General features: G+C 59.1%; 11 protein-coding genes. 7 read left to right on the top strand and 4 right to left on the bottom strand.

Features of this window, described 5'->3' with window-relative positions; genetic code table 11:
• Positions 1-241: 241 nt before the first annotated feature.
• The gene (locus G5367_RS12975) at positions 242-1609 is read left to right on the top strand and encodes a UDP-glucose dehydrogenase family protein (RefSeq protein WP_421245082.1); all 1368 of its coding nucleotides are present in this window, start codon (positions 242-244) and stop codon (positions 1607-1609) included.
• The gene (locus G5367_RS12970) at positions 1596-3278 is read left to right on the top strand and encodes an ArnT family glycosyltransferase (protein WP_421245083.1); all 1683 of its coding nucleotides are present in this window, start codon (positions 1596-1598) and stop codon (positions 3276-3278) included. Before G5367_RS12975 ends, G5367_RS12970 begins: the two co-directional genes overlap by 14 nt.
• A 289-nt stretch (positions 3279-3567) precedes the next feature.
• On the opposite strand, the gene G5367_RS12965 is transcribed toward G5367_RS12970, so the two are convergent.
• Positions 3568-4323 (bottom strand): outer membrane protein assembly factor BamD, encoded by a 756-nt coding sequence (locus tag G5367_RS12965; RefSeq protein WP_421245084.1) that lies wholly within the window; start codon positions 4321-4323, stop codon positions 3568-3570.
• A 117-nt stretch (positions 4324-4440) separates the two neighbouring features.
• Between G5367_RS12965 and rluD the strand changes: the two genes are divergently transcribed.
• From rluD to clpB, 3 genes are all read left to right on the top strand, one after another.
• Positions 4441-5421 (top strand): 23S rRNA pseudouridine(1911/1915/1917) synthase RluD, encoded by a 981-nt coding sequence (gene rluD / locus G5367_RS12960; RefSeq protein ID WP_421245085.1) that lies wholly within the window; start codon positions 4441-4443, stop codon positions 5419-5421.
• A 146-nt stretch (positions 5422-5567) separates the two neighbouring features.
• Positions 5568-6305, top strand: coding sequence for a peptidoglycan editing factor PgeF (gene pgeF / locus G5367_RS12955; protein ID WP_421245086.1), 738 nt, complete (start codon positions 5568-5570; stop codon positions 6303-6305).
• Between the two features lie 174 nt (positions 6306-6479).
• Positions 6480-9053 (top strand): ATP-dependent chaperone ClpB, encoded by a 2574-nt coding sequence (gene clpB / locus G5367_RS12950; protein ID WP_421245087.1) that lies wholly within the window; start codon positions 6480-6482, stop codon positions 9051-9053.
• A gap of 279 nt (positions 9054-9332) precedes the next feature.
• On the opposite strand, the gene asnA is transcribed toward clpB, so the two are convergent.
• On the bottom strand, positions 9333-10325 hold the full coding sequence (gene asnA / locus G5367_RS12945; RefSeq protein ID WP_421245088.1) for an aspartate--ammonia ligase: 993 nt from the start codon (positions 10323-10325) through the stop codon (positions 9333-9335).
• Between the two features lie 154 nt (positions 10326-10479).
• Between asnA and asnC the strand changes: the two genes are divergently transcribed.
• Positions 10480-10941 (top strand): transcriptional regulator AsnC, encoded by a 462-nt coding sequence (asnC, locus tag G5367_RS12940; protein ID WP_005339783.1) that lies wholly within the window; start codon positions 10480-10482, stop codon positions 10939-10941.
• An 8-nt stretch (positions 10942-10949) separates the two neighbouring features.
• Here asnC and G5367_RS12935 read toward each other — a convergent pair whose 3' ends face one another.
• Positions 10950-11714 carry a substrate-binding periplasmic protein gene (locus tag G5367_RS12935; RefSeq protein ID WP_421245089.1) on the bottom strand — a complete coding sequence of 255 codons (765 nt, stop codon included), beginning with the start codon at positions 11712-11714 and terminating at the stop codon, positions 10950-10952.
• Between the two features lie 87 nt (positions 11715-11801).
• Here G5367_RS12935 and G5367_RS12930 point away from each other — a divergent pair, with 87 nt between their 5' ends.
• Positions 11802-12338 carry a DUF2301 domain-containing membrane protein gene (locus G5367_RS12930; protein WP_421212398.1) on the top strand — a complete coding sequence of 179 codons (537 nt, stop codon included), beginning with the start codon at positions 11802-11804 and terminating at the stop codon, positions 12336-12338.
• Here G5367_RS12930 and G5367_RS12925 read toward each other — a convergent pair.
• On the bottom strand, positions 12335-12739 hold the full coding sequence (locus G5367_RS12925; protein WP_337073297.1) for a CBS domain-containing protein: 405 nt from the start codon (positions 12737-12739) through the stop codon (positions 12335-12337). The genes G5367_RS12930 and G5367_RS12925 overlap by 4 nt on opposite strands.
• Between the last annotated feature and the right edge of the window lie 136 nt (positions 12740-12875).

Raw genomic sequence — 12875 nt, 5'->3', positions numbered from 1 at the left:
GTAACAATTACTGCCGCTTTGGTGATGTAAGTTAATATGGAAATATCTCGTAACAAAAAATTGCTTGGTTTTGTTTTGGGTTGGTGTTTAGCCATTTGCCTGGGTTCACAACCAGAATTATCAGCTGTTGCTGAACGGGTTGGTTGTCGTTCAAATTGACACTGCTTGTTACAAATTGCCCATAGTGCAATTGGGTAAAGGATGTAAAGTTTCCATCATTACGCATTATGGGAAGGTTGTTATGAATATCACAGTATTTGGCAGTGGTTATGTTGGACTGGTACAGGCAATTGTATTGGCTGACGTGGGACATCAAGTTGTCTGTATCGATCTTGATGCAGATAAAATAAATAGATTATCCCATGGCGAATTACCAATATATGAGCCGGGACTGGATGTGTTATTACACCAGACATTGCAAAATGGCTCGCTGACATTCACCACGGATATTCCCATGGCGGTTACCCACGGTGACGTGCAATTTATCGCCGTCGGTACGCCCCCTGATGAGGATGGTTCGGCCGATCTGAGCGCCGTCAGGGCGGTGGCGAGATCGATTGCCCAGCATCGTTCAGATGAGGTGATCATCGTCAACAAATCCACCGTGCCGGTCGGTACGGCAGACAAGGTATTCCACTGGGTCATGGAGCAGCAGGCCGAGCTTGGCAAGCAGTTCGAGTTCGATGTGGTCTCCAATCCCGAGTTTCTCAAAGAGGGGGCGGCCGTCCGTGATTGCCAGCGTCCGGATCGCATCGTCATCGGCACCGGTAAGGAGCGCTCAAGAGCCGTCATGCGTGAGTTGTATGAGCCATTCAATCGCAATCACGACCGCATTCTGTTTATGGATGTTCGCAGTGCCGAGCTGACCAAGTATGCCGCCAACTGCATGCTGGCCACCAAGATCAGCTTTATCAACGAGATGGCTGGACTGGCCGAGCGGGTCGGTGCGGATATCGAGCTGGTGCGGCAGGGGATTGGTGCCGACCAGCGTATCGGCTATCAGTTTATCTATCCCGGTTGTGGTTATGGCGGGTCCTGTTTCCCCAAGGATGTGAGGGCATTTCTGGCGACTGCAGCGGCCCTCGACTACGACACGCCGCTTATTCGTGCGGTGGAGCGGGTCAACGAGCGGCAGAAGTTCAAGCTCTTCGACACCCTGGCCTGCCACTTTCACGAGCAGGGCGAGTCGCTGGTAGGCAAGACCATTGCCATCTGGGGACTCGCCTTCAAGCCCAATACCGATGACATGCGCGAAGCGCCGAGTCGGGTGCTGATGGAGGCGCTGTGGCAGGAGGGGGCGCGGGTGCAGGCCTTCGATCCGGTGGCGATGAAGGAGGCCCAGCGTATCTATGGTTGCCAGCCCGAGCTGTCGCTGATGGGGACCAGGGAGGCGGCGCTGGCGGGGGCGGATGCGTTGGTCATCTGTACCGAGTGGAACGAGTTCAAGGCGCCCGATTTTGCCCAGATCAGGAAGATGCTGGCGCACCCCCTCATCGTCGATGGTCGCAATCTCTACGATCCGCTCAAGATGAAGGGGCTGGGTTTTTCCTACTATGCCATCGGGCGTGGGGAGACCATTGCAGAAGGGATGAGCCATGCAGAGTGCTGATATTTCGCAGCGCACTCTCTGCTGGATGTTGCTGCTGGTTGCACTGGTGCTGCTGTCTGGCCAGTTTGACCATCAGCTCTGGACACCTGATGAACCTCGCGAAGCGGCTATTGCACTCGAGATGTATCGCAGTGGTGACTGGGTGGTACCAACCCTTGGCGGGCGCAGCTTTGTCGAGAAGCCACCACTCTTTTACATGGCCGCTCTGCCGTTTCTTGATGGGTTTGAATCCTGGCTGGGGGTGACCAATAGCCTGCGGTTGGCGGGCGTGGTCTGGGCGGCGGGTATGCTGCTTTTTACCGGCCTGCTGGCCTATCGCCTGCTTGGCAACAGGTCTGCGGCACTCTGGTCGGTCATCGCACTGGGCACCATGGAGGGATTTATTATCAACACGCACTGGATCAGAACGGACAGTGCGCTCGCCTTCTTTGTCATATTTACCCTCTGGGCATTTTCAGAATATTACCTTGCACGCCGTTGGTGGATGGCGATATTGGCTGGAATAGGGCTGGCGGGCTGTTTTATGGCAAAAGGTCCTATCGGGCCGCTGACAGTGTTTTTTGGCTGGCTCCCGCTATTCTTCTTCGCTGCAAGATGTGCCGCCATCGACAAAAAACTGCCCGAATTTATCTGGCAGCATCTGTTGATACTGCTCTGTTTTATATTGCCAGTGGCAGCATGGATCCGTGAATTAATTAATCATGTTGATGGCGATGCCTTATGGGATGAGTGGTTCTGGCAGAATCAGGTTGGCCGCCTGACAGGCACCTCTACCGAACTCGGCCATATCAAGAAAGGGGCCTATCTCTATTATTTATGGGGGATGGCTGAGTATACCATCCCCTGGTTGCCATTCATTTTCTATTGGGGTTGGCAAACCATAAAACAGCGACGCTGGAGTCGTGAGCGAATATTTCTGTTGTGCTGGGCAGTAGGAACACTTGTGCTGTTAACCCTCTCATCCACCAAGCGTACCCTCTACCTTTTTCCGTTGTTGCCGGTATTTGCCATCATGTTGGGTCAGGTCAGCCTGAACTGGCCGGGATGGACGGCTCGCTATGGTCGGGGATGGCTCTGTTTCATGCTGCTGTTTTGTGTCGTGGTTACTGGGACCCCTCTGCTCGGCCCTTCAGTACCAGGTACCAGCCATATTCCGGCAGATGTGCTCCACATCGCCGGCAAGCTGGGGTGGCGTTACATTCCCGCGATTACCCTGTTCGTGATAGCGCTGGAGCTATTGTTGCGGCGCAAGGAAGTACATGGAGCCATTCATGTCGCCAGCTCGGTAGCGATCATCTTTCTGCTCACTTTTACACTGGTTTACCCCTTGATCGATGCCGCCAAGGGGGTATCGGGAAAGATGGCCCTGTTGCTTGATAGGAGCCCGCCCAAGACGCGGGACCGCATTGCTGGCTGGCGATTGGGGGAGACGGAGCTTGGTCTGCTCTCTGCCTATGAAGAGATGCGGGTAGCGAATCTGGACAGGGAGACGGTGAGGAATGTGATTGCCTGTCGTGATACCCGGTTTGATGCCGTGTTGGTCAATGGTACAGCCGGGGAGCGGGGGCAGTTGCTGGAGGGGATTCCCTATCAGTTGCTGGCCCAGACCGCTCTGCGCTCGGACAAGGGGCAACTGCTGACTCTGGTGACAGGATTACAGTGCCATTAAGCCATCTATTCCCATTCAGGGGCACTGTATGAGGCAATATGGCCGTGTGGTGACGGTTCCGCTCTTGCCGGTTTAGTGTCAGGCTGGCAGCGGGTTTGCAGCCTGAGGTGATAAGCAGTACTTCACGATGCTGCCATCACGCAGGTGGCTAATGAATGGGATGGATGGGGTGTGGGGGCTTTTATCGCAGTGGGTTACAGGGCCTTAACCCAGCCAGATTGGTGGATCGTAGAGATAAAAAAACCGATGCCTTGGCATCGGTTTTTTGTTACCGGTTTATCCGTATCACTCAGCTACGGCCGAGGCGGTTCTCCGGGTAGTTCTTGGCCAGCACTTCGCGGGCATGCTTGGCCAACTGCGGCATCTTCAGGGTGTCGTAAGACTCAACCATGATCTCCAGCGCCTTCTCGGTTTCGGCTGTGTCGGGGTAGGTCTCGACGATCAGCTTGGCCCGGTTGGCGGCCGCGACCAGTGCATCACGCTTCACGTAATACTCGGCCACGCTCAGGTCATATCGAGCAAGACGATTCTTCAGGCCAATCATGCGGGCACGGGCATCGGCGGCATAGACGCTATTGGGGTAGTTCTGCAACAGGGTCTTGAAGTCCTGGAATGCCTGGCGGGCATAGGCCGGGTCTTTGTCATCGCGGGAGATGCCAAAGAGGCTCTGGAAGAAGTTGTAATCCGCTGCCATGTTGGTCAGGCCGCGCATGTAGAAGACGTAATCGATGTTCTTGTGCGCCGGATTGAGGCGGATAAAACGGTCGATATTGGCGATCGCCTGAGCGGTATCATCCTGCTTGTAGTAGGCATAGATGAGGTCAAGCTGCACCTGGTTGGAGTAGGCGCCGAACGGGTAGCGAGAGTCCAAAGCCTCAAGCAATTCAGTGGCTTGCACGTAATTGCCAACGTCCAGTTTGAGGCGTGCTTTCTGGTACAGGGTCTCCGGCGGTTCGTCGGGTACCTTGGGTTTGGTGCTGGAACAGCCTGTGATCAAGGTAGCGACCAAGGCGAGCGACATCAGCAGGTGAGACTTCTTTCCCATCAACAACATCCGGTCCATTTCCACGAAATTGGCAAAGTATCCGTTATGCTTGGCTAAAAGAAAAGCTAGAATACCCGGATTATTTCGAATTGATACCCCCCGCTCAAGAGACCATACATGAGCCAGCATATTGAACTGACAGGCGAATTCCAGGATCACCAATTCGGGCAGCGACTCGACCAGGCCCTGGCCGAATTGTTTCCCGACTACTCCCGAACCCGCATCAAGGAGTGGATTTTACAGGACAAAGTGACCCTGGATGGTCAGGTTGCCAACACCCCGCGCGAGAAGGTGATTGCTGGGCAACAGGTGCATGTGGATGTAGAGCTGGAAGATGACACCCGCTTCGATGCGCAGGATATCGAGCTCAACATCGTTTACGAAGATGAACACATTCTGGTGATCGACAAGCCGGCCGGTCTGGTTGTTCACCCAGGCGCCGGTACGCCGGATGGCACCATTCTCAACGCCCTGCTGCACCGCTACCCCGGCATTGCCGAGGTGCCCCGTGCCGGTATCGTGCACCGTCTGGATAAAGACACTACAGGTCTGATGGTGGTTGCCAAGACCGTTCCGGCCCAGACCCATCTGGTAGAGGCGCTGCAGGCGCGCCAGATCACCCGTGAGTACGAAGCGATCGCCATCGGTCACATGACTGCTGGCGGCACCGTTGATGCGCCCATCGGCCGTCACCCGACCCAGCGTACCCACATGGCCGTCGTGCCCAATGGCCGTCCTTCCGTGACCCACTACCGGGTGCACGAGAAGTTCCGTGGCCACACCCGTCTGCGTCTGCGTCTGGAAACCGGTCGTACCCACCAGATCCGTGTCCACATGGCTCACATCAAGCATCCGCTGGTGGGTGACCCTGCCTACGGTGGCCGTCTGCGCCCGCTGCGCAACGCCACGCCGGAACTGACCGAGGCCCTGCGCGGCTTCCGTCGTCAGGCTCTGCACGCCACCATGCTGCAACTGGCTCACCCCATCACGGGTGAAGTGATGCAGTGGCACTCAGCTACACCGCAAGATATGGTGGAGCTGATGGAGGTGTTGCGCGCGGATACCCTCGCCAATCCGGATGAATTAGTCTGGAAATAGTGGTGAATCTGGCAGCGTTGCGACGACTTCTGCCGTAACCCGCCGATATAGCGTGTAGCACAGAGAACTTTGAAACGGGGCGTCTTGACTGGTTGCAGCCAAGGGCCCCGTTTCCATTTGAACGATAGGGCGTGAAGGAGTGAGCAATGAAATGGATTGAACCCGACTGGCCTGCGCCAGCACGCGTCCGGGCTCTTTCGACCACCCGTGATGGTGGTGTCAGCGAAGGGGTCTTTGCCGGTCTCAATCTGGGGGCCCACGTAGGGGACGAACCGGCCAGGGTCGAGGCCAACCGGGCACGGCTGCAGCAGGTGGCCGCCATCCCGGGGCCCCTCAACTGGCTCAATCAGGTGCACGGCACCGTCGTTCATCCGGTCCGCAGCCATTATGAGCTGGCGCCGGATGCCGATGCCGCCTGCGCCCATGAGGTGGATCAGGCCTGCATCGTGATGACCGCCGACTGTCTGCCGGTACTCTTCTGCGATCGGGCCGGTTCTGTGGTGGCTGCCGCTCATGCCGGGTGGCGCGGACTGAAAGAGGGCGTGCTGGAGGCAAGCATCGCCGCCATGGGCTGCGAGCCGGGCGAGATCCTGGCTTGGCTGGGCCCGGCCATTGGCCCCACAGCCTTTGAAGTGGGTGGCGAGGTGCGCGAGGCCTTTATGGCGGAGCAGGCCGAAGCAGAAGCAGCGTTCGTCCCTTCGTCCAATGAGGGGAAATGGCTGGCGGATATCTACCAGCTTGCCCGGCTGCGCCTTGCCCGCGCCGGTGTCACAGCAGTCTATGGTGGCGAATACTGCACCTTCAGCGACAGCGAGCAGTTCTACTCTTATCGTCGCAACGGCCAGACCGGCCGGATGGCCTCCATCATCTGGCTGGCGTCCTGATGAAGCTCCCCGCCCTGCATCTGGCAAGGGCGGGGATCCTGCTCTCGCCCCGTCTTGCAGAAAAAATAACCAGCATCGCCCCTTGAAATAGCCCGTACGGGCCTCATCTTTCATCTCAGAAAGTTATGTTGTTTGCCGCGCAAGCGGCGTCTGCCTGTTTGAAGGGGGAGTGCAATGCGCCTCGATCGCCTTACCAGCAAATTCCAGATTGCTATTTCCGATGCCCAGTCTCTTGCGCTGGGTCGTGACCACCAATTCATCGAACCCGTTCATCTGATGACCGCCCTGGTCAATCAGGATGGCGGCTCCATCCGTCCGTTGCTCACTCTGACCGGGATGGATATCAATGCCCTGCGCTCGCGCCTTGGCGAGGAGCTGGATCGCCTACCGCGCGTCAGCGGTGTGGAAGGGGATGTACAGCTCTCCAACGGCCTCGGCCGCCTGCTCAACGTCTGTGACAAGCTGGCCCAGCAGCGCAAGGATCAGTTCATCTCCTCCGAACTGTTCGTGCTGGCGGCCCTCGACGAGAAGGGCACGCTGGGCGAGCTGCTGCGCGCTCAGGGGCTGACCAAAGAGAAACTCGAAGCGGCCATCGACAAGGTGCGTGGCGGCAAGAAGGTGGAGGATGCCAACGCCGAGGAGAACCGTCAGGCGCTGGAGAAGTACACCATCGATCTGACCGAGCGGGCCGAACTCGGCAAGCTCGACCCGGTTATCGGCCGGGATGACGAGATCCGCCGCACCATTCAGGTGCTGCAACGTCGTACCAAGAACAACCCGGTGCTGATCGGGGCACCCGGTGTCGGTAAAACCGCCATCGTCGAGGGGCTGGCCCAGCGCATCATCAACGGCGAGGTGCCGGAGGGGCTCAAGAACAAGCGGGTGCTGTCGCTGGACATGGGGGCGCTGGTGGCCGGTGCCAAATATCGCGGCGAGTTCGAGGAGCGGCTCAAGGCCGTGCTGAGCGATCTCGCCAAGGAGGAGGGCAACGTCATCCTCTTTATCGACGAGCTGCACACCATGGTCGGCGCCGGCAAGGGCGAGGGGGCCATGGATGCGGGCAACATGCTCAAGCCTGCGCTGGCACGGGGCGAGCTGCACTGCGTCGGTGCCACCACCCTGGACGAGTATCGCCAGTTCATCGAGAAGGATGCTGCGCTGGAGCGCCGTTTCCAGAAGGTGCTGGTGGAGGAGCCGACAGTCGAAGATACCATCGCCATCCTGCGCGGCCTGAAAGAGCGTTACGAGCTGCACCACCATGTGCAGATCACCGACCCCGCCATCGTGGCTGCAGCCCAGCTGTCGCACCGTTACATCGCAGATCGCCAGCTGCCGGACAAGGCCATCGATCTCATCGACGAGGCGGCGGCCAGCATCCGGCTGCAGATCGACTCCAAGCCCGAGGCGCTCGATCGCCTCGAGCGGCGCATCATCCAGCTCAAGCTGGAGCAGCAGGCGCTGATGAAAGAAGACGATGACGCCAGCCGCAAACGGCTGGAGCTGATCAATCAGGAGATTGGCGAAAAAGATCGGGAATACAACGAGCTGGACGAAGTGTGGAAGGCCGAGAAAGCCGCCCTCGCCGGTACCCAGCATATCAAGGCTGCGCTGGAGCAGGCCCGTCAGGATCTCGACGTGGCGCGCCGCGCTGGCGACCTGGGCCGGATGTCCGAGCTGCAGTACGGCCGCATTCCGGAGCTGGAGAAACAGCTGGATCTCGCCACGCAAGCCGAGATGCAGGAGACCAGTCTGCTGCGCAACCGCGTCACTGACGTGGAGATTGCAGACGTCTTGGCCCGCTGGACCGGTATTCCGGTCGCCCGCATGCTGGAAGGGGAGCGCGACAAGCTGCTGCGGATGGAAGATCAGCTGCACAGCCGGGTGATTGGCCAGGAGGAGGCGGTCGAGGCGGTTTCCAACGCCATTCGCCGCTCCCGTGCCGGGCTGTCCGACCCGAACCGCCCCATCGGCTCCTTCCTGTTCCTGGGGCCCACCGGGGTGGGCAAGACCGAGCTGTGCAAGGCGCTGGCCGAGTTCCTGTTCGATACCCAGGACGCCATGGTGCGGATCGACATGTCGGAGTTCATGGAGAAACACAGCGTGGCCCGTCTGGTGGGGGCGCCTCCGGGATACGTGGGTTACGAGGAGGGCGGTTATCTGACCGAGGCGGTACGCCGTCGCCCCTACTCGGTGATCCTGCTGGACGAGGTGGAGAAGGCACACCCGGATGTGTTCAACATCCTGCTGCAGGTGCTGGATGATGGCCGCCTGACCGATGGTCAGGGTCGTACCGTCGATTTTCGCAACTCGGTGGTGATCATGACCTCCAACCTCGGTTCGGATCTGATTCAGGAGCACCACTCTGAGAAGGATTACGACGAGATGAAGGGCATGCTGATGGAGGTGCTGACTCGCAGCTTCCGGCCGGAGTTCATCAACCGGATCGACGAGACGGTGGTGTTCCACCCGCTCGGCGAGGAGCACATCAAGTCCATCGCCCGCATCCAGCTCAAGAGCCTGATGGGCCGTCTCGAGGCTCAGGGTTACGAGGTGGAGGTGAGCGAAGCGCTGCTCAACAAGCTGGTCCATGCCGGGTTCGATCCCGTCTACGGGGCACGTCCCCTCAAGCGGGCGATCCAGCAGAAGGTGGAGAACCCGCTGGCGCAGGCGCTGCTCTCCGGCCGCATCGTGCCGGGCAACAAGCTGGTGCTAGGGGCCGACAGCAATGGCCTCACCATGACCCAGTAACCGATCCGTGTCGATGTTTGCAACGCCAGCCCTCGGGCTGGCGTTGCTATATCTGGGCGATGGAAAATAAAAAAACGGCAATCCGAAGATTGCCGGGAGGAATGTAGTGAAGCGACCTGACGTGGGTTGAGCGGGTCGCAGGGGCAAGCCCCCGATTGCGAAGCGTGGCCACAGCTGGCCTCTCTTCTTACAGCCTGCCGGGGATGCGCTCGCTCAACCCCGATGGCCACCTGCCTGTTGCCATGCCGGCTGCGATGGCGCCGGCATGGCCTTCATTCGTTACAGCATGCCTTGCACGGCAGCTTTCATCTCGGCTGGCCAGACGCCGACCTGGACCTGGCCGATGTGCTCTTTTTGCAGCAACAGCATGGCCAGACGGGATTGGCCGATGCCGCCGCCGATGGTCTGCGGCATCCGTTCGGCCAGCAGATCCTGATGCCAGTCGTACTGCAGGCGATCCTCGTCGCCGGTGATGGCCAGCTGGCGGCGCAGTGCCTCGGCATCGACCCGGATCCCCATGGAGGAGATCTCGAAGCTGTCTTGCAGCACCGGGTTCCACACCAGAATGTCGCCGTTCAGACCCGCCAGACCCAGCTCGCTGTGGCTGCTCCAGTCGTCGTAATCCGGGGCGCGCACATCGTGGCGCTCACCGTGGGAGAGCGCACCGCCGATACCGATCAGGAACACGGCCCCCAGCTCTTTGGCGATGGCGCGCTCGCGCCCCTTGGCATCGAGATCCGGGTAGCGGGCCAGCAACTCTTCGCTGTGCAGGAACTGGATCTCGGCTGGCAGGAAGGGGGTCAGCTCATGCTCGGCACAGACCGCGCGCTCGGTGGCCTTGATGGCGGCCCAGATGCCGCGCACTGTCTCCTGCAGGTAGGCCAGATCGCGGCGCTCGCTCGGCATCACCTTCTCCCAGTCCCACTGATCCACGTAGACCGAGTGAATGGGGGTGAGGCGATCCTCGTCCGGACGCAGTGCCTTCATGTGGGTGTAGATCCCTTCGCCCGGACCGAAGCCGAAGCGACCGAGAGTCTGGCGCTTCCATTTGGCCAGTGAATGGACCACTTCGTAGCTGTGCTCCGGCAGGGTCTTCACTTTGACCTGCACTGCATTCTCGTGGCCAGAGAGGTTGTCTTGAGTGCCATCACCGACCCGGCTCAGAATGGGGGCTTGTACCTCCATCAGACCCAGTTGCTGGGCTAGTTGGCGGGAGAACATCTCTTTGACGAAGCTGATCTGCTGTTGGCTGCGAATGTAGTGCTGTTTCATGCTGAATTCCTGTTTCAAACTCCGTTGGATATGGTGATTCTTCAACAGATCGCCAACTAAATTCAATATTCGATAATAGAAATAGGCTTTGCATGTTTTTTTCTTCAAAATAAATCGTTATTTAATGAGGTTTCGTCAACGGGAGTGCAAAAAAATGCCGGAAAATTACCGAATCGATAATCTCGATCAGGCCATCCTCACCGCCCTGATGGAGAATGCGCGGATCCCTTACGCCGAACTTGCGAAACAACTGGCGGTCAGCCCGGGCACCATCCATGTGCGGGTGGAGAAGATGAAACAGGCGGGGATCATCGAGGGGACACGGGTGCAGGTTAACCCCAAGAAGCTGGGCTATGACGTCTGCTGCTTTATCGGGATCAATCTGAAGAGTGCCAAGGATTACCCCTCGGCATTGGCCAAGCTGCAGGCGCTGGACGAGGTGGTGGAGGCCTACTACACCACCGGCCACTACAGCATCTTCATGAAGGTGATGACCCGCTCCATCGACGAGCTGCAGATAGTGCTGATCAACAAGATCCAGACCATCGACGAGATCCAGTCCACCGAGACGTTAATCTCGCTGCAAAACCCGATCTTGCGGGATGTGAAACCCTGACCTGTTGATCAGGGTTCGATATAGGGGATGCCGTACTTGTCGTAGAGGGCTTTGAGGCTGCCGTTGCGCTTCATGCGCAGCAGCTCGGCATCGTAGGCGGCCATCTGGGCGGGCGTGTTCGCGTCGGCCCGTGCGCGGGTCCAGGTGTTGAAGTAGGGGCTGCTTTTGAGTGGCTTGGGCAGGTAATCGACTTTGCCCGTCAGCCCCTCCTCCTTGATCTGGGCGAAGGCGGTGACCAGCGGCATGGGCACGGTATCGATCCGCCCGGCCAGCAGTTTGCGCAGTTGCAGCTGGTTCATGGTGATCTCCTGAAACTGATAGGCCGGGTCGGTCATCGCCGCCGCCAGTTCTGGGGTATAGGAGAAATCCTTGGTCACGCCGATGCGCCAGGGTTTGAGATCGGCCAGCGTCTCGTAGCGGATCTTCAGCAGGTCGGCCTTGCGCACGAAGAAGTGCCAGCTGTGGCGTAGATGGGCCTGTTGGGGATAGATGAGATAACTCTCCCGCTCCGCCTTGTAGGAGTGGGTCATCACCAGGTCGCAGGCGCCGGTTCCGGCATTGCGGGTGAGGCGGGCTCCCGAATCGGCCAGTTCAATCCGGAAGGGCATCTCCAGCTTGTCGAAGATGGCGGTGACGATATCGATATCGAGCCCACGGGGTTTCTGATCGGCATCGAGAAACTTGAGCGGGGGCTCCATGGTGCCGCAGATCACCAGCTCCTTGGCCGGCAATCCGAGTGGAAACAGCAACCAAAACAGGGGGATCACACGCAAACTACGTCTCCTGAGCCCGTTTGAAGATATTCCAGAACCTGATTCCAGTATATTGGATGGCACCTGATCCGTTAGAAGCGACTGTTTATGGCAAACCCTGAAATCGAAAGTACGCTGGACGGGATCGACAAGTTGACCGTCTCGATCTACCGTCTGGGCCTGAGTGTGGCAGCCCTGTTGCTGCTTTGCCGTGGTGCGGCGCTGCTGAGCGGGTTGGCACTGCTCCCGTCGGCACAATGGTTGATGTCGCTGGCAGTGGCAAGCGCAATCTGCGGCTTCTCGCTGCATATCTACGACAAGCGGATTCGCCTGATTCTGCAGGGGTTTGGTTGGGGCTCGCTGGCGCTGGCTGCGGTGGGGGCACCGGATGCACTGGTGCTGGGAGCCGCGTTGGCAACCCTCTCCGGGCTGGCGTTTAAGGAGCAGTTTTGCTTCGCCATTCCCGGCATCAAGCTGGTGCCCATTTTGCTGCCGGTGTTATGGCTGCTGGAGTGGTTGCGGGTGGAGTGGGCCGCCGCACTGGTGGCGCTGGTCTGCGGGGCCCTGTTGACCTTGCTGGCGCTGGCCAAGTGGCGGATGCCCCTGCACTTCGATATCGGTGACAAGGGGCGTTACCAGATCTAGGTCTGCTGGCACACCTTCATCTGCTGGTTGAGGGCCTGCATCACCTGACGGCGGCTGATGATGCCGATCACCTTGCCCTGTTGCAGCACCGGGTAGATCTTGGGCTTGGCATCGGCCATCTGGCGGGCCAGCTCCAGAATACAGTCATCCGGCCCGACCGAGAGGGGCGAGCGGTTCATCAGATCCTCCACCCGGGTGCGGGTATCGCAGTAGTAGCTGCCAGTTAGCAGGCTGGGAATGCAATCTTGTTCGGAGAGAAAGCCGATCAGCCGTTTCTGCTCATCCAGCACCGGCAAGCCGCCAAGGCCCGATTGATGCAGGCGATCCAGCGCCTCGGCCAGGCCAAGGCCGGCTGTGAGGGAGTGGGTCAGACGACCCATGTGATGGTGTACTTTCAGCATGGTGGTGACTCCGCAAGAGGGGGATGTCGCCACTATGAGGCGGGTGGGTGGTCCGCGACCAATGGCTTGTGCCGCAGAGATTGATAGGCACCGGCCATCGGCGGTGATCCGCTGGCAGGCGGGCTTCGTTCATGCA

It is taken from the genome of Aeromonas sp. 604282, from assembly GCF_049170575.1.
GTDB lineage: Bacteria > Pseudomonadota > Gammaproteobacteria > Enterobacterales > Aeromonadaceae > Aeromonas > Aeromonas veronii_A.
The sequence above is the reverse complement of the archived record's forward strand: the minus strand, read 5'-3'. Positions and strand labels throughout refer to the sequence as shown.